The sequence below is a fragment of the Parasegetibacter sp. NRK P23 genome (assembly GCF_023721715.1).
In the GTDB taxonomy this organism is placed as follows: domain Bacteria; phylum Bacteroidota; class Bacteroidia; order Chitinophagales; family Chitinophagaceae; genus Parasegetibacter.
This window is the reverse complement of record NZ_JAMDLG010000001.1, coordinates 3,023,327-3,046,917: the sequence shown is the minus strand read 5'-3', so window position 1 is coordinate 3,046,917 and position 23,591 is coordinate 3,023,327. Positions and strand designations below refer to the sequence as shown.

The window sequence follows — 23,591 nt, the reverse complement described above, 5'->3', positions numbered from 1 at the left end:
ACCATGAAAAGGATTGCTGCCGCCCTGCTGATTTTTTGTTGTATCGCTCTTCCTGCCTTTGCCGCGAACGGTTATGAACTGTGGTTGCCATACCATAAGGTAAACAATACTGTACTTGCCCAACAATATACGAACACGTTTAAAGCTGCTTTCGTTCCAGGAAGTTCCGCTACTGTTGAAGCGATCCGGAAGGAATTGTCGCTGGCTATTCCAAAACTTACAGGTAACGCGCCGGTATGGAACTCTGCTTCATCCAACTCGAGGTTGCTGATCCTGCGTTTTGATGCGTTAAAGAAAATAGATGTACGGGCCAAACTTCAGCCACCACCTTCTCACAAAGAAGGTTACAGCATATTCACCACTTCGATGAATGGCGCTTCAAGGCTGATCGTTACAGCCAATACCGATGAAGGTCTTCTATACGGAACCTTTCACCTGTTGCGGTTATTGCAGTCCGGGAAAAGTATCCAGGCGCTGAACATTGTGGAGGCTCCGAAACTTGATGTGCGCGTGCTCAACCATTGGGACAACCTTGACCGGCACGTGGAACGTGGCTATGCGGGGCAATCCATCTGGAACTGGCACACCTTACCTGGCTACATCGACCAGCGTTACATCGATTACGCCCGCGCCAACGCTTCCGTGGGCATCAACGGAACGGTGCTCACTAACGTGAACGCCAACGCGCTCGTGTTATCTGAAGAATACATCAGCAAAGTAAAAGCGCTTGCCGACGTATTTCGTCCTTATGGCATAAAAGTGTACCTCACGGCACGTTTCAGCGCACCCATTGAATTAGGAAAACTGAAAACCGCCGATCCCCTCGATCCGGAAGTGCAGCAATGGTGGAAGAACAAGGCGGCGGAAATTTACCGCGCCATTCCTGATTTCGGCGGATTCCTGGTAAAAGCCAACAGTGAGGGGCAACCGGGCCCGCAGAATTATAACCGCACGCATGTGGATGGCGCCAACATGCTGGCCGATGCCGTAAAACCTTACAAGGGAATCGTGATGTGGCGCGCTTTCGTGTACAGCAACGAAGTGCCGGAAGACCGTATCAAACAGGCATACAATGAATTTCAACCTTTCGACGGGCAATTTCGAAGCAACGTGTTGGTACAGGTAAAGAACGGACCGCTCGATTTTCAACCCCGCGAACCTTTTCATCCCCTGTTTGGCGCCATGCCAAAAACGCAGTTGATGATGGAGTTCCAGTTGACCCAGGAATACCTCGGCTTCGCTACCCATCTTGTATACCTCCCCCTTCTGCAAAAAGAAGTGCTGGAGGCCAATACGTTTACAGGAAACAAACCCAATCCCGTGAAGCAGGTGCTCACCACCAAAGTGAGCGATAGCGCTGTTTCCGGTATAGCTGGTGTTGCCAACATCGGCAGCGACCTTAACTGGTGCGGGCATCCTTTCGCGCAAGCGAACTGGTACGCCTTCGGAAGACTGGCCTGGAACCCGGACGCGGATGCGAAGGTTATTGCACAGGAATGGATCGCACAAACTTTTGCGCTGAAAAATCAGGCTTCCGCGCCAATCATCCTCCGTATGATGCTCCGTTCCCGCGAAGCGGTCGCCAATTATATGACACCACTCGGACTTACCCACATCATGGGCAATGGACACCATTACGGCCCGGCGCCCTGGAGCGACAACCTGCCCCGTCCAGACTGGAACCCTGTTTATTACCACCGCGCCGATAGTACAGGCATCGGGTTCAACCGCACCGCATCCGGAAGCAACGCCATCGCGCAGTACAGTCCGCAGGTGGCCGCACAGTGGAACGATCCCAAAACATGCGACGAAAACCTCTTGCTCTGGTTCCACCGCCTACCCTGGGATTTTAAAATGAAGAACGGTAATACGCTTTGGAACAACCTCTGCCTGAAATACCAATGGGGCGTAAATGAAGTAAGAACCATGCGGGAAGAATGGAAGCAGGTGGAACAAGCCGTGGATCCAATGCTTTTCAAACAGGTGGCGCAATTGCTCAATGTGCAGGAGCAGGAAGCGGTTTGGTGGAAAAATGCCTGCCTGCTTTACTTCCAGACTTTCTCCAAAAAGCCTTTCCCGCAGGGCGTCGAAAAAGCCGGTAAAACACTAGAAGAATATAAAAAGATGCGGTTCCCCTATGCCCCGGGGAACGGATAACCCTAAACCAGCTAAGTGTATGAAAAATGTAATCGTTACAGGAGGTGGCTCCGGAATTGGTCTTGCGATAGCGGAGAAATTCGCGGCACAGGGACATACTGTAATTATCATAGGAAGAGATGAGCAGAAACTGAATGCGGCACGCGAACGCATTGGCGGCAATTGCCATACGCTGTCCTTCGACCTGAATAAACTGGATGAACTGCCCGCCCTGGCGGAAAGGATCGAAAAGACATTCGGCTTCCCCGATATACTCGTGAACAATGCGGGCATCAACCTCAAAAAGAATTTTGAAGAGGTGACCGATGAGGATTTCGCCCGCATCCAGCAGGTGAATGTGCAAAGCGTATTCGCTTTCTCCCGGGAAATCGTGAAAAGTATGTTGCGGGAAGGCAAAGGCAGTATCGTGAACATCAGTTCCATGGCCTCGCAATATGGTATTCCGAAAGTGATCGCGTACACGGCTTCAAAGAGCGCCATTGAGGGGATGACGCGGGCCATGGCCACCGAACTTTCTCCCAAAGGGATCAGGGTGAATTGCGTGGCACCGGGTTTCATCGCTACGGAAATGAGCGCCAAAGCACTAAACAACGATCCGGAGCGTAAGGCGAAAGTAATGGGACGGACCCCGATGGGCTTCCTCGGTAAGCCTGAAGATGTTGCGGAAGCCGTGTATTTCCTGGCTTCCGACGCGGCGCAATATATTACCGGTGTGATATTGCCTGTAGATGGCGGGAACTCAATCGGTTTTTAAAATGTAAGCGGTTTCATTTTTATAACAGGATGAAGCAATTTTAATACCTCAACAACAAAGGGTGGTTGGAAATGGATTTATGCAGGACAATAGGATTGCTCTGTTTTTTAAATAATTGAAAATCAACTAGTTGTCTGAATTTGTTAAATTTAGTATGGCTTTTTACAGAATAATTTAGCCGATTGATTTTGTAGGAAGCCTTTTTTTACGAACTTTAGCAACCGATTGCAAATTTGTATTTAAGTTTCGATCCATTTTAAAATAACCTTGCATTGCTTGCAGATGAACAGACTATTGATCTTTCTTGGTTTATGGCTTTTTTCTTCTCAAAGTTTCGGACAACGGCAACTCGTTGCTGAAAATGGATCAGGCGCGTTCTCCCTGGCGAATGCGGTAATAGTGGTGGATGCTAACGATCACGAGTTGGTGAAACGGTCCGCTGAACTGCTGCAGCAGGATATAGAAATGGTAACCGGGCAAAAGCCACGGATCATTCATGCTGCTCAAAAAACAACCACTCCGGCCATACTAATCGGATCCTTAGACCGGTCATCGATTGTGAAGGAGTTGCAACGCAAGGTGCTTCCCGGAATAGATTCATTGAACGGAAAATGGGAAAAATATGTATTGAAATCCTCGGACAACCAGTTGTTCATTGTAGGGAGTGACCGGCGCGGCACGGCTTTTGGCGTATTTGAACTTTCCCGGCAGATCGGGGTTTCACCCTGGTATTGGTGGGCGGATGTACCTGCACAGAAAAAGACTTCGATCTTCTTAAAGAAACATCAGCATGCAAGCGATGAGCCTAAAGTGAAATACAGGGGCATCTTCATCAACGATGAGGCCCCTGCGCTTTCAGGTTGGTCCAAAGAAAAATTCGGGGGCTTCAACCACCTCTTCTATGAGAAGGTGTTTGAGTTGATCCTTCGGTTGAAAGGAAACTACATCTGGCCCGCCATGTGGGGCAATGCTTTTTACGACGACGATTCCCTGAACATAAAAATAGCAGATCAATATGGTATCGTGATAGGCACTTCACACCACGAACCGCTGATGCGCGCACACGATGAATGGCGCAGGTATGGCGTGGGGAAATGGAACTACGACAGCAACGCCGTGCGCCTGCAGGAGTTCTGGAAAACAGGGCTCGCGCGTTCTACCAATGAAAAGATTGTAACAGTGGGTATGAGAGGGGATGGCGATGAGCCGATGTCGAGGGAAACCGCTACGGATTTGCTGGAAAAAATCGTTGCGGATCAAAGAAAGATCATTACTGAAGTGACCGGAAAACCCGCATCGGAAACGCCCCAGCTCTGGGCGCTGTACAAAGAAGTACAGGACTACTACGATAAGGGAATGCGGGTACCCGACGACGTTACTTTGTTGCTTTGCGACGACAACTGGGGCAACATCAGGAAACTGCCCAAGCCCGGTGAAAAGCCCAGGAAAGGCGGGTACGGCATCTATTACCATTTCGATTATGTGGGTGGTCCCAGGAATTATAAATGGATCAACACGAACGCGATCCCGCGTGTATGGGAGCAGATGCACCTCGCATGGGAGCACCAGGTAAGGGATATCTGGATCGTGAATGTGGGCGACATTAAACCCATGGAATACCCGATTTCTTTCTTCCTGGATTATGCCTGGAACCCGGAAAATATCTCGCATAAGGATCTTCGGCAATACGCCGGAAACTGGGCGGAGCATCAGTTCGGAAAAGCGTACGGGGAAGCGATCGGTGAACTGATTTCTTCTTACTCAAAATTTAATGCCCGCAGAAAGCCTGAAATGCTGGATGCGAACACATATAGCCTGGCAACCGGTGAATGGGATTCCGTGGCCAATGCTTACAACCGGCTCCTGCAACAGGCGGAAACCATCGCTAAAAAATTACCGGCAAACTGCTACGATGCTTATTTCCAGTTGGTGTTGCATCCGATCAAGGCCAGTGCCAACCTCAACGAAATGTACCTTAATGTGGCCCGCAACCGGGAAGCCGCTTCCAATAAATGGATCGAAGCGAACGGATTCGCGGAAAAAGCAACACAACTGTACCTCAGAGATTCACTCATCACATTGGAATACCACCAGCTCAACAATGGAAAGTGGAACAGGATGATGAGTCAGACGCATATTGGCTACAGGTCATGGCAGGAGCCCCGCCGCCAGCAAATCCCGGAACTGAAACTGGTGGCGGCGCATGAGGCCGTTAAGAAGCAGGATTTCGGGGTGAAAGATATGCAGGCAGTGATAGTGCCTGATGGGGCAAAGGGGTATGTTTTTTATGAAGAAGAGGGGAAGGGAGTGTCTATAAATGCGGATCATTTTACTGCGTCGCATACCGTAAAAAATACCCGTTGGGAAGTGTTGCCCGATCACGGAAGAACGGGTTCGGCCATCACCATTTTTCCGGTTACTGCCGGAAGATGGGAACCTGCCAGTAACGCGCCTTATGTGGAATATGAGTTTTATACGTACAGCAAGGGAAATTTTGCGGTGAACGCTTATTTTTCGCCCTCCCTGAATTTTTACAATACGCCTGAAGGTTTGCAATATGCCGTCTCCGTTGACGGGGAAGCGCCGCAGGTGCTCAGCCTGAACAAGGAGGACCGCGCCACGGGTTCAGGCATCTGGAACCGCTGGGCGGGCGACAACATTATCGTCAAAACAAGTAATCATACCATCACTGCACCGGGCAAACACAAAGTACGCATCTCCATGGTGGATGCGGGCGTGGTACTGCAAAAACTGGTGCTCGATTTCGGCAACGTCGCCAAAACTTACCTGGGACCGCCGGAAACATTGTATAACCCTCAAAACAAATAATCAGATGCGCTACAAATTATTTTGCTCTCCCAAAACACTTGCGGCAGCCCTGCTGCTGGTGACGGGCTGCGTGGCTCCCTCAAAGCAGGTGCCCGCGCAGCAGATACCCTCGCTGAAGGACGCGTTTAAAAACGACTTCCTGATCGGTACCGCCCTCAATGTGGCGCATATACAGGAGCGTGATCAGAAAGCCGCCGTGCTGATCCCTAAGCAGTTCAACGCCGCTACGCCGGAAAATATCATGAAGGCGGAACACATTCACCCGGAATGGGGCAGGTACGATTTTGATATGCCCGACAAGTTGGTGGAATATGGAAAAAAGAACAACATCAGCATCAATGCGCATACATTGATCTGGCACAGCCAGATGCCCGCTTTTGCAAGAAGGATGCAGTCGGTGGATTCGTTCCGTACCTTCTTCAATGAACACATCAAAACGGTGGCCGGAAGGTATAAGGGAAAAGTGCAGTCATGGGATGTGGTGAACGAAGCATTGAACGAAGACGGCACCATGAGAAGATCGCCCTTTCTCCAAAAACTTGGCCCTGACTTCGTGACCGAAGCCTTCAGGCTGGCAGCCGCCGCGGATCCGCAGGCGCAGCTGTACTACAACGATTACAACAACGAGCAGCCTGCCAAAAGAGCGGGATGTATCGCCCTCATCAAAAAAGTGCAGGATGCCGGTGTGAAGATAGACGGTGTGGGGATCCAGGGGCATTGGCACGTAGGCAGGGTACCCTTTCAGCACATCGAAGAAAGTATTGAACAATATGCCGCGCTCGGCATCAAAGTAGCGTTCACGGAACTTGATATCGAAGTACTGCCCCGTAATTTCCAGGGCGCGGATGTGAACCAGCGCATGCAGGACAATCCCGGGTTGAATCCTTATAAAGATGGCCTGCCCGATAGTGTGCAACAACAACTGGCCAAAGATTACCAACAACTGTTCGAATTGTTTTTAAAGCACAAGGATAAAATTTCCCGCGTAACTTTCTGGGGCGTTACGGATGGCGATAGCTGGCTGAATGGCTGGCCGGTTAGGGGACGTACGAATTACCCCCTGTTGTTCGACAGGAACTATGAACCCAAACCCGCTTTCTACAAAGTGGTGGCCACCAAGCGCAAATAAGACATACCGATATACGCTATTTATGAGTACTACCGCCCCGCACAAACTGACCGTTGGAGAGAAAATAGGCTACAGCCTCGGCGATCTTGCCGCCAACCTGATCTTTCAGACCCTGATGGCCTTCCTGGCTTTCTTTTACACGGATATCTATAAAATACCCGCTTCCAGCGCCAGTTTGGTGATGCTGGTAGGCGGTATCGTTGGCGCCGTGTTCAACCTGGTAATGGGCGCCATCGCCGACCGTACCAATACCCGCTGGGGTAAGTTCCGTCCCTGGATTCTGTGGACATCCGTCCCGTTCGGGGTGATCGCCCTGCTCGCTTTCTCCACACCGGATTTCAGCGAAAGCGGAAAAGTGATCTACGCATTCATCACTTACTTGCTGCTCGTGGTGATCTATTCCGCGAACAACCTTCCTTACTCCGCACTCAGTGGCGTAATGACGGGCGATATGAAAGAAAGGAACAGTCTTTCTTCTTACCGGTTCGTGTCTGTAATGGTGGCGCAGTTCATCATCCAGGTATTGTTGTTGCCCCTGGCCATTTCCATCGGGAAAGGCGATAAGGCCGCCGGCTTCGAAAAAGTAATGCTCGTTTTCTCCATAGTTGGGGTGATCTGTTTCCTGATCACCTTCTTCACCACAAAGGAACGCATCACGCCGCCGAAGGAGCAGAAAACGCCTTTGCGGCAGGACCTGACGGATCTGGTGAAGAACCGTCCCTGGCTCATTATGCTCACGCTCACCGTGCTGGTGTTCATCACGTTGGCGCTGAAAGGTGGCATGAACATCTATTTCTTCAAATATTACCTCTCCGAGGCCAGTCAGACTGCTTTCCTGCAACAGATTGGTTTCGGCGGATTCCTGGATAGTTTGTCGAACACCTTCGGAGAAGCCGCTTTCATGGAGTTCCGCAAGGCGGACAGTGCGCCGTATGCCACGTCCAGCATCGCCAACGCGGCCAGTACCATCGCGATGATCCTGGGGATATTTCTTTCCAAACCGCTGGCGGATAAATATGGCAAACGCAATGTGTTTGGCTGGTTCCTCACACTTTCGGCACTCTGCCTGATGGCGATTGTAACGCTTTCTACCGCCAGTGTATGGGGTATGGTGGTACTGCTCGCCATCCACGGGTTCATTTACGGCATTACCATTCCCCTGTTGTGGGCGATGATCGCGGATGTGGCCGATTTCAGTGAGTGGAAGAACAACAGGCGCGCCACGGCCATTATCTTCTCCGCGATGATCTTCGGGTTGAAAGTGGGACTTAGCCTGGGCGGTGCCATCTCCGCGTGGTTGCTCAGCATCTTTGGTTACAACGCCGATGCCGTGCAGCAAACGCCCGAGGCGTTGAACGGTATCAAAATGCTGGTGAGTGTTATTCCCGGCGCTGTATTCATCGCGGGAGCCTGCCTGCTCTTTTTCTATAAGATCGATAAGAAAACTGAAATACAGATAGAGGCCGAACTGAAACTGCGTCGCGCCTGATCGCTATAACTTTAAACGAATTTACCATGCCTGAGGATCCGATAGACCATATTGATTTTGATGAACTGGATAAAAAAGCGATTTCAAAACCCCTTGTAACGCATTTGTACACCGCGGATCCCTCCGCGCATGTGTTCAACGGAAAAATTTACATCTATCCTTCGCACGATGTGGAAGCAGGTATTCCATTTGACGACCTGGGTAGTCATTTCGCCATGGAAGATTACCATGTGTTTTCGATGGATGCGCCCGGTGGCGAAGTGAAGGACCATGGCGTGGCCCTGCATGTAAAAGATGTGCCCTGGGCTGAAAAGCAAATGTGGGCGCCCGACGCGGCGTACAAAAACGGTAAGTATTACCTCTATTTCCCCGCCAAAAAAGCGGATGGTATTTTCCAGATCGGAGTGGCGGTTGGAACGGATCCCGCCGGGCCATTCGTCGCAGAACCGGAACCCATCCAAAACAGTTATTCGATAGACCCCGCGGTTTTTGTGGAAGATAACGGGGAGGCGTACATGTATTTTGGCGGACTATGGGGCGGGCAGTTACAATCCTATAGGAACAACCAATATGATGTAAAGCACGAAGAGCCTTCTGCTGACGAACCGGCTTTAGGTCCGCTGGTGGCAAAGCTTTCAGAAGATATGCTTCAGTTTGCGGAAGAAGTGCGGGAAATAAAGATATTGGATGAGAACGGCAATCCGCTGCTGGCGGGCGACAACGAACGCCGCTTCTTCGAAGCAAGCTGGTTGCACAAGCACAACGGTAAATATTATTTCTCCTATTCAACAGGGGATACGCATTTTCTCTGTTATGCCATCGGCGATAATCCCTACGGACCGTTTACTTACGGAGGTAGAATACTGAACCCGGTGGTGGGCTGGACCAGCCACCATTCCATCTGTCAATTCAACGATAAATGGTATCTTTTCTACCACGATTCCAGTTTGTCGAAAGGGATAACCCACCTGCGTTCCATCAAAATGACGGAGCTGGTGCACCTGGAAGACGGACACATTAAAACCATCGATCCATACATCTGGTAAAGGTGTTGCTAAAATTTTGCCATCATGAAAAAGCTATGCTTTCTTTTCCTGCTGTTCGTTTCCGCCCGGCTATTGGCTCAGGAGTGGAAACAATATCCCATGTGGAACCCATCCCTGCCCATTGAGCAACGGGTGAACGATGTGGTGAGCAGGTTAACGCTGGAAGAAAAAGTGGCCCAGATGCTGAACGCCACACCGGCTGTACCACGGTTAGGGATACCTGCTTACGACTGGTGGAACGAAGTGTTGCACGGGGTGGCCAGAACGCCTTACCGTACCACGGTGTTTCCGCAAGCCATCGCGATGGCTGCTACCTGGGATACCAATTCGCTTTACCGCATGGCCGATTACTCCGCGCTGGAAGGAAGGGCCATTCACAACAAAGCGATTGAATCCGGGAGAACAAAAGAAAGGTACCTGGGACTCACCTACTGGACCCCGAACATCAATATATTCCGTGATCCCCGCTGGGGAAGAGGACAGGAAACCTACGGTGAAGATCCGTTTCTAACGGCGATGCTTGGCCGCGCATTTGTACGGGGCCTGCAGGGGGAAGATGATAAATACCTGAAAGCCGCCGCCTGCGCCAAACATTTTGCCGTGCACAGCGGACCGGAGCCTTCCCGCCACTCCGATAATTTTAACCCCACCACCTACGACCTCTGGGATACCTACCTGCCCGCGTTCAAAGAACTGATCGTGGATGCGAATGTGGTGGGCGTGATGTGCGCCTACAACGCGGTGAACAAACAGCCCTGCTGCGGCAACGACCTGCTGATGAACGATATTCTCCGCAACCAGTGGAAGTTCAATGGTTATGTAACCTCCGACTGCTGGGCGATTGATGATTTTTTCAAATACCATAAAACTCATCCAGATGCTACCTCTGCCGCGGTAGACGCTGTACTGCACGGGACTGATATCGAATGCGGGCAAACCGTGTATTATACCTTGAAAGATGCCGTTCAGAAAGGACTGATTACTGAAGCGCAACTGGATGTTTCTCTGAAAAGACTATTCACTGTAAGGTATAAGCTGGGTATGTTCGATCCGGTGTCTATGGTGAAATACGCGCAAACGCCTTCTTCCGTGCTGGAAAGCGCGCCGCACCAGGCACACGCGCTCAAGATGGCGCAGCAGTCCGTCGTATTGCTGAAGAACGATAAACAAACCCTTCCCCTCCAAAAGAACATTAAAAAAGTGGCTGTTGTTGGTCCCAATGCCGACAACCGCATCTCCGTGCTCGGCAACTACAATGGTGTTCCTTCGCGCATCGTGACGGTGCTGGATGGGATAAAGGAAAAACTGGGTCCTGGTGTGGAAGTGATCTATGAAAAGGGCGTGAACTTCACCAATGATACCTTATTGGCCTACAGCGATCTTTCCAAACAATTCACGTACAACAACGCATCCGGTTTCCAGGCTGAGTACTTCGCCGGACGTGAACTGGAAGGTAATCCTGTTTTCACCAGGGTGGAACCAACGCTGGACCTCACCTGGCAAAGAGGCGATATTATTGGCAATGGACTCACGGCCACCAATTTTTCCGCCCGTTTCAATGCTGTTTTCAAACCTGCACAAACGGGTAAGATTAATCTGGAAGTGAATGCGGACGATGGTTACCGGCTTTTCGTGAACGGTAAAAAAGTAATCGATGCCTGGACGAGAAACCGCTGGGGCGCCCGCACCTATGCTTTGGATGCGAAAAAAGATTCTTCTTATAAAATTACTTTGGAATACTGGCAGGGAGACGATCAGGCGAATGTTTCGCTGCGTACGGGTAACTTTAAAAAGACCGATCACAAAGCGTTGGCCGCAAGACTGGCACAGGCAGATGTGATTATCTTCGCCGGAGGTATTTCTCCCCAACTGGAAGGAGAGGAAATGCCCGTGAATGATCCCGGTTTTGATGGCGGAGACAGAACCACCATTCAATTGCCGGTTGTGCAAACGGAATTGCTGAAAGCCCTGAAAGCAACAGGAAAGCCCCTGGTATTCGTGATGATGACGGGCAGCGCGATCGCTATTCCATGGGAAGACAAGAATGTTCCCGCTATCGTAAATGCCTGGTACGGCGGACAAAGCGCCGGAACGGCGATTGCTGACGTGCTCTTCGGCGACTATAACCCCGCGGGAAGATTACCCGTTACTTTCTATGCCAGTGATAAAGATATTCCCGGTTTCAGCGATTATACCATGAACGGCAGAACCTACCGCTACTTCAAAGGCAAAGCGCTTTATCCTTTCGGATACGGGTTGAGCTATACTAATTTTAAATATGCTGATCTTAAACTTCCTTCAGGAATTTCTTCCGGAAAAGAGTTGCCCGTTACCGTTACCCTCACCAATACGGGGAGCAGGGATGGCGAAGAAGTAATTCAACTGTATGTAGCACACCAGGGCGTGAAAGGGAAAGCCCCGATCCGCGCGTTGAAAGGCTTCAAACGGGTGTTCCTGAAAGCCGGGGAAACGGCCACATTTGATTTTACACTGAAGGCGGATGACCTATCGCTCGTAAAAGAAGCTGATGGTTCCCGTTATATTCCTTCCGGAAAAGTACAGGTGAGCGTTGGCGGTGGCCAGCCGGGAGAAAGAGCCGGTTCGGGGAATGTGGTGTCAGGCATCGTATCCATTCAATAAAAGGTGATGAAAAGATTGTTTGCCTATATAACGGCGCTTTGTTTGCTCCAGGGTATAGCGTATGCGCAGGTGAAATTACCAGCCCTTGTACGGGATAGCATGATCCTTCAGCGCGATAAGCCCGTAAACATCTGGGGCTGGGCCGCCGCGAATGAAAACGTAACCGTTCGTTTTAATGGAAAGCAATACCGCGCCCGTGCGGACAAGGGTGGAAACTGGTCCGTTACATTGCCGCCCGTAAAAGCCGGTGGTCCTTATAATATGGAGATCCGTGGAAAGAATACCATCCGGTTGAAGGAAATTCTTTTCGGTGATGTATGGTTGTGCAGCGGACAATCCAATATGGTACATCAACTCAACATCCACGATGTAACTTATGCGCAGGACATCGCTACAGCCAATTATCCCATGATCCGGCAGTTCTGGATACCCACGCTGACGAATATGCGACAACCAGAAAAAGATTTACCCGAAGGATATTGGGTGCCTGCTGTGGGAGAGGCGGTACGGCCATTTTCAGCAGTGGCTTTTTTCTTCGCGAAAAAATTACATGAAGCACATCAGATACCAGTAGGTATTATTAATGCCAGCGTAGGCGGAACGCCGATACAGGCATGGATAAGTGAAGAAGGATTAAAAGAATTTCCTTCCGCAGTGGAGGCAATCGCCCGAAACAGGGATACGGCCGCATTGAACAGGTCACGCCGTCGTGTACCTGAAAACAGAAATAATACGCTGCCACCCGAAGATGCGGGTATGACAGGAAGCCTGAAATGGTTCGAGCCCGCGTATGCACCAAAAGGCTGGCGCAACATTGCCGTGCCGGGTTATTGGGAAGACCAGGGGGTGCGCGACCTCAATGGGATCGTATGGTACAGGAAGGAAATTGATATACCCGCGTCAATGACGGGCAAGGCCGCGAAAGTGTTCCTGGGAAGAATTGTGGATGCCGACGAATTGTACATTAACGGGACCCGTGTAGGAAGTACCGGTTACCAATATCCGCAGCGAAGGTATTCGGTGCCCGCTGGTGTTTTAAAGGAAGGCAGGAACCTGTTTGTGGTACGTGTGACCAATAATGGCGGGAAAGGCGGATTTGTGCCGGATAAGCCTTACTGTATTTTTTCAGGCACCGATACCATTCCATTGTATGGTTATTGGCAATATAAGGTAGGCGCGGTTTTCAGACCCTCACAAGGCGGATTCGGCGGCGGAGGCGTGAATGCGCAGAACCAGCCTTCGGCCTTGTACAATGCCATGGTGGCGCCCACCGTTCCTTATACCATCAAGGGGATTTGCTGGTACCAGGGCGAGAGCGACAGTGGTCAGCCCGCCATGTATGCAAAGTGGCAGAAAGCCATTATAAAAGACTGGCGCGTACAAAGGAACGATACCACATTGCCGTTCCTCTATGTGCAGTTGCCCGGGTACATGGAGTACAATTACCTGCCTTCGGAGAGCAACTGGGCATCGATGCGCGAAGCGCAGACCAATGCGTTGGAATTGCCCAATACGGGCATGGCCGTGGCCATCGACCTGGGTGAATGGAACGATATTCATCCCGATAATAAAAAGGATGTAGGTGAAAGACTCGCGCTTGCCGCCGAAAAAATCGCCTACGGAAAAGAACTGGTGTATTCCGGTCCCATGTTCCGTTCGGCCCGTATAGAAGGAGATAAAATCAGGATTGGTTTTAACCATACCGGTAGTGGGTTAACCACCAGCGATGGAGAAGCGCCCGCTGAATTCGCGATCGCGGGGGCAGATAAAAAATTCGTTTGGGCCAAAGCCCGGATTGAAGGTGAAGAAGTAGTGGTTTGGAGTCCTGAGATAAAAGAACCGAAGTATGTGCGTTACGCCTGGGCCGATAATCCCGTAAACCCTTCGCTCATAAATAAAGAAGGCCTGCCCGCAGCTCCGTTCCGGACCGATAAGTAGAAAAGCAAAGTTTTTAAAGTACGCCTGTTGTTGCCGGTACGGCCACAGGGCTTTCTGCCCGAAGAGAAGATTCCCGTACGATCAGTTCGGACCGTACAATGATTGTTTTCGTCTGATGCAGTTCCGATGCGCCATTCAGGTACCCGATCAGGTTCCTGGCCGCCACTTCTCCCATATCCGTTCCGGGGTAGTTGATCGTACTCAGTTTGGGGTGAACGATCTTGCCGATGGCGTCGTTGTTGAAGCCAACCACGGCAATGTCGCCCGGGATGTTTAACCCGTTCTCTTTCAGCGTGTGCATACAAACGGCTGCGGTGAAGTCGTTCGTGATGAAAGCGCCGTCGGGCATCGGGTCCATATGCATGATCTCCATGGCGGCGTCTATGCCGCATTGTTCACTGAGGTCCTTGATCAGTACGAGGTGTTTGTTGTAGGGAATGCCGTTGTCTCGCAAGGCGTCCATGTACCCGCTGTGTCGCTGTTCATATACGTTGCGCTGCAGGCTGGCGGTTACCAGTACAATTCTTTTGCAGCCCTGTTCTATCAGGTGTTTGGTGGCCTGGTAGCCACACTTATGGTTGTCGATGATCACATGAGTACTGTCGTGGTTCTCCTCTACGCGGTCGAAGAATACTACCGGAACGCCTCTTTCCCCGAAAGGGGTGAAATGGTCCAGGTTGTGTGTGGTGAAGGAGAGGGATGCGAGTACGCCATCTACTCTTTTGTGGAAGAAATTGAGGGCGTTCGCCACTTCTTTTTCATGGTTTTCAGAAGAGTGCGCGATGATAAGGTCGTAACCGGCGGCGGTGGTCACTTTTTCAATACCTGCGAGCACGGAGGTGATGAAATTGCTGTTCAGCTCATGGACGATTACGCCGATGGTATTCGTTTTCTGCTTGCGCAGGTTGCTGGCGAAGGTGTTGTGCCGGTAACCCAGTTCACGGGCGGTTTCCTGTACGGTTTTTCGTGTTCTTTTGTTGATGATCGGGTTGTCGTTCAGCGCACGGCTGATCGTGGAGGTCGAGAGGTTCAGTTTCTGCGCCAGGTCATAAATGGTGATGTCTTTCTTGATATTCATTGTAATCAATTGCAAACATGTTCACGGCCATTCATTTCCGGCTGAGTATCGCTGAGGTCATGAAATCCTTTAACTATCAGTATTTCCTAAGAAGGGAAGGTGCTGGCCCGCATCGTTTATTTTCCTAAAAGAAATGTTTTAAAAGCAAATTTGCAAACTTTTTCCGTGAAATTTACGCAATCGGTTGCCTTATTTTTTTGCTTATGATTTCCTGATGCTTTTATTACTTCACCTCAAAGAACAACATCCCACTTCCGGCTGTTCCTCCGGTGGAAAGTCCCTCCGCCACCACCACATATTTGCCGGGAAGATCAGATGTATAAAAACGGAGTTTCGCATCAGTGTTTTTCCCGGCTTTAACGGCCGGCGCCCAATGCAGCACGTTTCTGAAATCGGGTATACGACTGTCTTTTTTATCTGGTGAATCATATGCCGGGCTGTAAAATTCCCTGGTCAGTTGCAGTCCCTCATAGTCGACCTGGAGCATGTTGGGCGTTGCCTCATAGTAGGCGGCTGAAGGCGCGTAGGTCCTCCAGTTGAGGATGCCCGGAAAACTGGTATTGCCCAGCACGTATTGTTTTGCCACCACATCCACGCTGTATATTTTCATGGGATCGAACGCCAGGAACTTTGTAAAATTGAATACGGGTACGCCGTCCAGCAGGTTCAGTGGTTTGTTTTCGAAGTAGGCCTTTCTCAATGGATCGATCACGAACAGGTTTACTTCTTTGTTTTTAAACCGCACATCCACCAGGTTCACATATTCGCGCAGCACTTCTTCCATGGTAGTGAAACGGGTGTATTTATCCAGTTGGTATTGCTGGTCGGCGCGGTTGTAAAACGGAATGGTGTCTCCGGAATGGGGCAAATGGTGAACATTCAGTTGGTCTCCCGAATAGATGTTCCTGACCTGCATCCCGATGTTCTGCTGCAGCAGCGTGCCCGGATTTTCCAGCGGTCTGTACATGGTGGGCAGCGTGGAAGTGGAGAATTGCCGGCTGAACGGATCGTGGATGCTGATGGTATAAGAAGAGGATTCCGTTTGTGCGATCAGGTGATGGCTGCCAAACAGGTTCGGGACATCGGCCCTGAAGTTCCCGTTCACATCACTGGTGGCGGGCCTGAACAGGGTGAGGGAAGAAGGGGCCGAAAGGAATACGGTGGTATTGGATGCGGGCTTTTCTCCGCTAAATACGGTTCCGGTAATGAGGTGTCCCTGCAATTCCGGCGCATAACGGTAAATGGGTGTTTTTTGCGAGGTTATAGTTTTCCAGTTGAACCTTCTCCAGCCCTGCGTACGCAGCAGCAGGTCCATTTGCCGGGCTTTGTCTGGATTACTTTCAGCAAAATAAGTCTCCGGATTTTCTATATGCCCCCTGATATCGGAGGACAATAACAGGTAAGAAAGGATATTCCCTGATCCCGGTTGCTGGAGCGAATCTATACTGTACACCGATAAGGAGAACTCCGCGCTGTCTGTTGATGCGGTACTCAACTGCAGTTCCACGGCTTCACGGGTATGGTAAACCGGTTTTGAAACTGAAAGGTTGATGTCCAGTTCTTTTTCGGGATAACTGAATATCAGCCGTTCGCAAACGGGTTGTCCTTTCCCGTTAAAGATCGTTACTACGGAGATGCCTTCTCCCGGAACGGATGCGGGAAGTTGGAATTGCGCTTTCCCTTCTGTAAGTGGAAGTGTGGTATGAAGTCGGGTGATGCCCCGCGTGTGCACGAGTAATCTCATTGCTTCATTGCCTGGTTCGTTCGTATGAATATGTATCCTGAAACCATCCGGCGTGGGTTGCACCGCAAGCGAGGTTCCAACGGAGCGCGTCTCCGGAAGTATTGCTTCAAAAGGAAGGCCGTTCTCCGGTACAATGAAGGCGCGGTAACGGTGTCCTGCTTCTGGTGTAAGCGGGAATGTGCCCATGCCCAGGTGTTCGGGTTCAAAATGCAGCAACGTATCTTGTCCATCCAGTAAATAACCTTTGAACGCAACGCCTTTTCCTGTAGCATTGCTGGCTTTGAAGGCGATCCTGTTCTCCATTCCCTGCACGAGGTCGCCACCCTCCGGGAAGAAGGTGATCTGTGTTTTGTTGCTTTCCGTAACGGGCTTTACCGGCGGCAGGTGGTTCAGGTTCATTACCGCGATCTGTTTCTCGAAGAACCAGTGCGGATCATCATTCTGCATCCACCGGGTATAGGCCCGGAGTTTGTAGTGGCCCGATGCTACCTGTTGGGAAAGGTAGATGGAGCCGTTGCCCGTGGCGTTATGTAAGGCTATTTTTTCCTGCCGGACGGCTTTATTGGCGCTGTCCAGTATTTCAACGTAAGCTACTTTACTGAGGGGGAGCGGCTTGTGCAGGAAAGCATCGGCGCAATATATTTTGAACCAGATGATTTCCCCCGGCATATAATAATCCTTATCGGTATGCACATACAATTTCTCCCTGATCGATTGTGCGCTGAAACGGGTAAGCGCTTCCGCGGGGTTTATTCCGGTATCCTGCGCATGAAGCTTTGGGCCACAAACAGCCAGGCACAACACGAAGCAGGGAAGGAAAGAAGAGGAACGTATATTGTTGGGTAATTTCATTTGAAAGGAATTTTATGGCCAGAAAACCGGTTTAATATTGGAGCCTCCGTTCTGCCGGCAGTCTATGCAAAATGAGGGTGCCGCTGTAAAGTGGGTAATGGCGCCGGTATTGGGATCATCCATGAATACGGTGGCGGGCATTACCTGCAATCCATATTTGGTAATACTGTCGGGGTTGTTCTGAATGATGGTGACTTCACACCCGGTTTTATAGTTCCAGTTCCGGAGTTCGTTGTTGTGGATGAAAAGCCGGCTTGTTTTTTCCTGGGTTACTTCCACGAAACCGATCACTGCTTCTCCGGGGTGGGTAAGGCAGCTCATGTTGCCGGGCATTTCAGAAGGTTGTGCATCGAAGATGGAACCCAGTTGCTCGGTGTTTTTTTTCATCTGCAATAAGAAGGTATAGGCCGCCTTGCTCAGTTTGTATTGTTTCAGTAAAATGCTGTACTGTACGCTTATTTTTACTGAGTTGGCTTCAATAAAATGAATGGGCAGGTACACCACATCTTTTTCAAGTTTTTCGGTGGAGCCTATCAGTATACCCGATGATTGCTTTTCCGTCCAGCATCTTACAAAGGAAGGTTCGTTCATGCGGTTCGGATAACGGTACTCCACACCTGTAATTCTTTGTTGCGCATCGTAACCGTACACCAGGTTGCTCACAAAAGGCGGGTTGGTTTCCCAGGTTTCATCGAACTTCCATTGGTAGTACCTGGACTGATTGTCAGGAGCGTTAGCATGTACATGCAGTTGAACCCCGGCGGCATTTTGTACCCACGAAATGCTGTCGATGCCGGGAGTGGTCTGGATACCGGAGTAGGCGGAAACATATTCTTTTTCTTTCGCGTAAATATGGATCCGGTATTGTTCGTTGGTGTTTAGTGCCAGGTGCGCGGAACGGTAAATGCCGGGTGCTGTTTCCTGCAATGGAAATCGGTTGGCGGTATTGCTTTCCACAAACACGGTGGCGCCTGTTTCCGGCAGCGGCGATGAGGGGCCATCGAGTTGTACGGTTCTGGAAAGCCTTATTTCGGTGGGTTCTGTTCCGTTGTTGATGAAGCCTTCCACTACAAGGTAACCGGTTTCAGGGGTGAGAACCATGGCGTCGTAGCGTTCTCGGCAACTGGTTACGGAGAACAGGAATAGTAGCGTGAGCAAGCGGTATATGAGAAAAAAAGATGGGTGCATGCGTTTTATTTTTAGGGCCAGAATATCGGTTTCAATGTTGATCCTCCGGAAAGCGTACAGTCTACACAAGCTGGCCGGTAAGCGGTGAAAGTGATGATCTTAATGGGCGGTGGTTCAGGAACGGATTGATAGGGTGCGCCTGGAACCAATCCCATGTTGATGCTGTTTTTCAGAATGCTGTCGCCGATATTGTCCACTATAGCTGGTTCACATCCCGGGAACACATACTGCCAGCCTCCCACGTCGGCTGCGGTCAGGAAGATGCGTTTTGTCTGCTCCTGTGTTACTTCCACAAAGCCGATCACCGGTTCGGAGGGATCGCTTGAACAACGGATGTTGCCGATGAGTTCAGATGGCTGCGCATCGAATATGGAGCCGAGTTGTTCTGAATTTTTTTTCATTCGGAGCAGGAAGTTATAAGCGGCTTTACTGATGCTGTATTGCTTAACAAGCGTACTGTACATTACGCTGAGTTTCGGGGAACCGTTGCTGATGGCATACAGTGGAAGAAAAACAACACTCTGGTCGAGGTGCTCGGTGGTGCCGATGAGCAGGCTGCGCGAAATGGCTTGTTGCCAGCACCGCCGTGGCGGGGCATCAGCTTGTCCATTGGGATGGAACCAAACCGATTCCACTTTCCCGGCATTGTCATAGACGTACCTGAGTTCGGAGGAAAAGGGGGCATTGGTTTCCCAGGTGTCCTCGTACTTCCATTGAAAATGCCGCGCTTCACCGGAAGGATCCTGCGTGTGTACGTAGAGTCGGACACCCTGGCTTTCGCGTTGCCAGGAGATGCTGTCGATTGCCGGCGTTGTGCGTATGGATGAATAAGCTGAAATGTATTCTTTTCCTTTTGCCTGTATCAGCAACCGGTATTTTTTCCCGGCGGTTAAGTTGATGGGATCGCCGGTGTAAATGCCGGGACCGGTTTCCCGCAAAGGGAAGCGGGCGTTGTCGTCGCTTTCTATAAAAACGGTGGCGCCTTCCTCCATTTCTTCCGCGGTGGCATCGGTTAATTTTATGGTACGCGAGAGGCGGATTACCGTAGGCGTATTGCCATTGTTGATGAAGCCTTCCACCACCAGGAAGCCGGTGTCGGGGGTGATGAAGTTCTCGTCATAACGTTCCCGGCAACTGCACCACAACAGTACGATCAGTATCGCCTGAAGAAGTGGCATGGATGGTGGAGAAGATGTTTTCATCTGTGTGATGTTGCTTTAGAACTTTATATTGAAATTCACAAACGGTATAATGCTTCCGAAGATGGACAGTTTGTACCCGTTGATTACGCCGTTGTCGGAAACATAATAAACGGAATAAGGGTTCCTTCTTCCCGTGAGGTTGTACGCGCCTATCGTCCAGGAGTTGTGGGTTTTCTGTTTCACTTTGTGGTTTCCTTCTATGTTCAGGGAGAGGTCGGTCCGGAAATAATCGGGGATGCGGTGACTGTTCCTGTCGCCATATAAAGTGCGCATACCGTCGGCGTAAAAGAATTTTCCGATGGGCAACGTAATGGGTCTGCCGGTGCTGTAGGTGGCGTTGAAGGAAACACTGAAGCGGTGCGATATGCGGTAGTTGCCGATGAAAGTGGCGTCGTGCGGTTTGTCGTAGTTGGCCGGGTAATAGTTGCCGTTGTTGATGGATTCTCCCGTAGAAGCGTCGTCGGCTTTCAGGAGGATGCGGCTGTAAGTATAGCTGATCCATCCGTTGAATTTACCCGTGGTTTTTTTGAGGAGGAACTCCGCGCCATAAGCTTTTCCACGCGTGCCGATCACATCGGTTTCCACGTGCGGGTTCAGGACAAGTACCGCGCCGCTTTTGAAATCGAGGTAGTTTTTGATTCTTTTATAATAGCCTTCCACTGAAAGTTCAATGGTATTGTTCTTCATGTTCTTGTATATGCCGAACGAAACCTGGTCTCCGAACTGCGGTTTGATGTTGGGATCACTCAGTTTCCAGATGTCGGTAGGCGCCATGGCCGCTGTATTGGAGAGCATGTGAATGTATTGCCGGAGGCTGTTGTATCCCGCTTTCAGGGAAAGCGTGGGGGTGATGATCTGCCGCAGGCCGATCCGTAGCTCCGGACCCTGGTAGGTTTGAATGTTTTTCCCTTTGCCATAAGTGGTGGTACCCAGAATATTGTCTTCGCGACGCGGTACACCGGGTGCGTAATTGTTGACGGTGAACGGTCCGAGGTAGTTGTAGAGGGAATAACGCAGACCCGCTTCCACACTGAAGTTGGCGCTCACCTTATATTGATCGCTGAGGTAAAGCGCCGATTCCATCGCCTGTTCCGCGGGCATTACCACGGGTGTTACTAGTGATTGTTTGCCCAATGGCTGGTAATCGCCCGAGTGCAGACTGTGTCTGGTGGTGTTCAGTCCGAATTCCAACGTATGCTTGTTGTTGAGGAGGTAATTGAAGTGCGCCTTGAAATAAGATTGCGTGATGCTGAAGGAAAGGTCGTAGGCGTTAACAGGGTTTTGTTCGCTGTAAATATTGTACGCGTACTGGTCGTGTCCGGCCGTGAACGCGGTATGGAAACGGCTGTTGAAAACATGTTTCCATTTCACCGAGATGTTCCGGTTCTTATAATGGTAAAACGTATCGCTGTTGAGGTTGAATAGGTCACGACTCGTGTACGCACTGAGGTGGAGCGTATTGTTCTTGTTGAGTTCGTGGTGGTAAATGGCGTTTACATCATAGAAGGAGGCTTCGCTGTTCCTGTATTCGCTGGGAAGCCTTTTCAGCAGCCAGCCGGCGTAAGTAGTGCGGCCGGCGAGGATAAAGGAGGCTTTGTCTTTCACAACGGGACCTTCAATTAACGCTCTGCTGGTGAGTAGACCAATGCCCGCAGATCCGGAGAATTCTTTTTTATTGCCTTCCCTGCCATTGATGTGCACCACGGAGGAGAGTCTTCCGCCATAACGTGCGGGAATGCTGCCTTTGAAGAGCTCCACATCTTTCACGACTTCAGGATTGAATGCGGAGAACATGCCAAAGAAATGCGACGGGTTATAAATATTGCTTTCGTTGAAAAGGATCAGGTTCTGATCGGCGGCACCGCCGCGCACGTTAAGACCGGTACTGGCTTCTCCCACGGTTTTAACGCCTGGCGTGGTGAGCAGTACACGCAATACATCGGCTTCTCCAAAAACAACGGGTACCTGCTTGATGGTTTTAATGTCTATTTTTTGTACGCCCAGTTGCGTACTCCGGAGGTTGGTAGACTTCTGCGCGGAGATGACCACGTTCTTCAAAGTGGCTACCCTGGTTTGCATGTTGATGTTGAGCAGCCCGTTCCCCTGCACCAGCAATTCCATGTTCGCGTCTTCCATGCCCATACTTTGTACATTCAGTTTGTTGGTGCCTTTCGGTACCATCAGGCTGAAATAACCGGACTGGTCGGAAACAGTATTGATGCGCGCGTTTTCCACCAGCAACGCCGCGCCTATAATAGGTTCGCCCGTTTTCATATCACGGATATACCCGGATACGGTAAAGCGGTCTGCGGTGCTGTTTCCAGGCTCGCCCACCGTATAAGGTTCTGTATTTTTTTCAGGTGTGGCGGCTTGTGTATACACGACGGGTACCGTTTTTTTCTTTGTTTCCGCGCTGTAGAAATCATCCGGTAGCCTGGTGGTGATGGACAGGCCTTTCGTAATGAAGACGTTTTGTTGTTGGTCTATGGAGAAACCCACATTGTTGTTCCTGAACAGTTGTTCCAGCGCTTGCTGAAGAGAACCGCCCGTAAAATGAAAGCTGATTTTTGCGGTATCCAGTTGCGCGATATTGTAATAGAACCTGTGCCCGGATTTTTGTTGAAGGGAATCCAGCAGGTTTGCGTAACTGATCGATTGGTACTGTATCGGCGGTAAATTTGCTGGCTGCGCCTGCGCTATGACCGCGTTGTTCCGGCAACAGGCAAAGGAGAGTAGTAAAAGTAGAAAGAACTTATTGCTCACGCTGTAAGGTTTAATGTTTTCAAGGCTGGTTGTCGTAAAACTGCGCTGCCAGTATCGCTGCGGGAGCGAGGTCCTTTTTCATATCAGGCTTTTCCTGTTGGAGAAAATTGCTCAGTTCCTTTCGTTTGTCGGTATAAATTTTCAATAAGGTGTTCCTGTTGGTTATTTTGTGCAGCAGCCCGTCTTTCAATACATATACCGTTTTGCTTTCCGTGATATTTCTTTCCGTGAATTGTCCTGAAAGATCTTCTTTCACTTCTTTCCTGTACATGCGGTAAACACTGCTTTTTTCGCCTTCATGCAGTACTTCCAGGAAATCGTTGCTTTGTGGAATGCGCAAAAACCGGCTTCCGTGAATTGAAAAAAAACTGACCTTGTTCAGGTCTATTTCAATCCATGTTTCAGTATTTCCGGGCATGGGAGTCAATACTTTTTTTCCCAGTACATCAAACAGCAGGGGGATATTTTCATACAGGATACCATTGTAGTGAATGGTTCCGGCAACAGGTTGTGCTGTTTTGAAGAACGGGCTACCGTTGTTGATGGAGGCGCGTTGATCCCTGTACAATGGGCCGCTGTACAAGGGCGCCTGGCTACCAATGTACTGAAGGTAGGCGGTGGTGGCATGTTGGATCGCGGCGTTTCGGATACTGTCTGCGTGCGCCATTTGCGCGGCAGCGTTTCCATAAATGCCGAGAAGCAGGCAGGAAAAGGCAATCGTTCTGGCTGGCATGGGTTGGCAATTGGTTAATGGTCCTGATTTCAACCTGAATGAAATCGGT

14 protein-coding genes are annotated in these 23,591 nt (G+C 50.3%); 8 read left to right on the top strand and 6 right to left on the bottom strand.

From position 1 onward, the window contains the following. Positions 1–3: 3 nt before the first annotated feature. From M4J38_RS12270 to M4J38_RS12235, 8 genes are all read left to right on the top strand, one after another. Entirely contained in the window at positions 4–2,157 is a 2,154-nt protein-coding gene (locus M4J38_RS12270) for an alpha-glucuronidase family glycosyl hydrolase (protein WP_251759897.1), read from the top strand. 19 nt (positions 2,158–2,176) lie between these two features. Then, a complete protein-coding gene (locus M4J38_RS12265) occupies positions 2,177–2,911 on the top strand; it encodes an SDR family NAD(P)-dependent oxidoreductase (protein WP_251759896.1) in 735 nt (244 codons plus the stop codon). A gap of 282 nt (positions 2,912–3,193) precedes the next feature. Next, positions 3,194–5,740 (top strand): glycosyl hydrolase 115 family protein, encoded by a 2,547-nt coding sequence (locus tag M4J38_RS12260; protein WP_251759895.1) that lies wholly within the window; start codon positions 3,194–3,196, stop codon positions 5,738–5,740. Between the two features lie 4 nt (positions 5,741–5,744). Then, positions 5,745–6,869 (top strand): endo-1,4-beta-xylanase, encoded by a 1,125-nt coding sequence (locus M4J38_RS12255; protein WP_251759894.1) that lies wholly within the window; start codon positions 5,745–5,747, stop codon positions 6,867–6,869. A gap of 22 nt (positions 6,870–6,891) precedes the next feature. Continuing rightward, positions 6,892–8,358 (top strand): MFS transporter, encoded by a 1,467-nt coding sequence (locus M4J38_RS12250; RefSeq protein WP_251759893.1) that lies wholly within the window; start codon positions 6,892–6,894, stop codon positions 8,356–8,358. A 26-nt stretch (positions 8,359–8,384) separates the two neighbouring features. Further along, positions 8,385–9,404: a glycoside hydrolase family 43 protein gene (locus tag M4J38_RS12245; protein ID WP_251759892.1), complete on the top strand. Its 1,020-nt coding sequence runs from the start codon at positions 8,385–8,387 to the stop codon at positions 9,402–9,404. A 24-nt stretch (positions 9,405–9,428) separates the two neighbouring features. Then, a complete protein-coding gene (locus tag M4J38_RS12240) occupies positions 9,429–12,044 on the top strand; it encodes a glycoside hydrolase family 3 C-terminal domain-containing protein (RefSeq protein WP_251759891.1) in 2,616 nt (871 codons plus the stop codon). 6 nt (positions 12,045–12,050) lie between these two features. Further along, a complete protein-coding gene (locus M4J38_RS12235) occupies positions 12,051–13,982 on the top strand; it encodes a sialate O-acetylesterase (RefSeq protein WP_251759890.1) in 1,932 nt (643 codons plus the stop codon). A gap of 13 nt (positions 13,983–13,995) precedes the next feature. On the opposite strand, the gene M4J38_RS12230 is transcribed toward M4J38_RS12235, so the two are convergent. The 6 genes from M4J38_RS12230 to M4J38_RS12205 form a co-directional block, all read right to left on the bottom strand. Then, positions 13,996–15,060 (bottom strand): LacI family DNA-binding transcriptional regulator, encoded by a 1,065-nt coding sequence (locus M4J38_RS12230; protein ID WP_251759889.1) that lies wholly within the window; start codon positions 15,058–15,060, stop codon positions 13,996–13,998. 223 nt (positions 15,061–15,283) lie between these two features. Beyond that, positions 15,284–17,656, bottom strand: coding sequence for a hypothetical protein (locus M4J38_RS12225; RefSeq protein WP_251759888.1), 2,373 nt, complete (start codon positions 17,654–17,656; stop codon positions 15,284–15,286). Positions 17,657–17,668: 12 nt separating this feature from the next. Beyond that, entirely contained in the window at positions 17,669–18,844 is a 1,176-nt protein-coding gene (locus M4J38_RS12220; protein WP_251759887.1) for a DUF4249 domain-containing protein, read from the bottom strand. A gap of 11 nt (positions 18,845–18,855) precedes the next feature. Next, positions 18,856–20,046 carry a DUF4249 domain-containing protein gene (locus M4J38_RS12215; protein ID WP_251759886.1) on the bottom strand — a complete coding sequence of 397 codons (1,191 nt, stop codon included), beginning with the start codon at positions 20,044–20,046 and terminating at the stop codon, positions 18,856–18,858. Between the two features lie 15 nt (positions 20,047–20,061). Next, complete coding sequence (locus tag M4J38_RS12210; RefSeq protein ID WP_251759885.1) at positions 20,062–22,809, bottom strand: carboxypeptidase-like regulatory domain-containing protein; 2,748 nt, start codon at positions 22,807–22,809, stop codon at positions 20,062–20,064. A 19-nt stretch (positions 22,810–22,828) separates the two neighbouring features. Further along, positions 22,829–23,542, bottom strand: coding sequence for a hypothetical protein (locus tag M4J38_RS12205; RefSeq protein WP_251759884.1), 714 nt, complete (start codon positions 23,540–23,542; stop codon positions 22,829–22,831). Positions 23,543–23,591 lie beyond the last annotated feature (49 nt).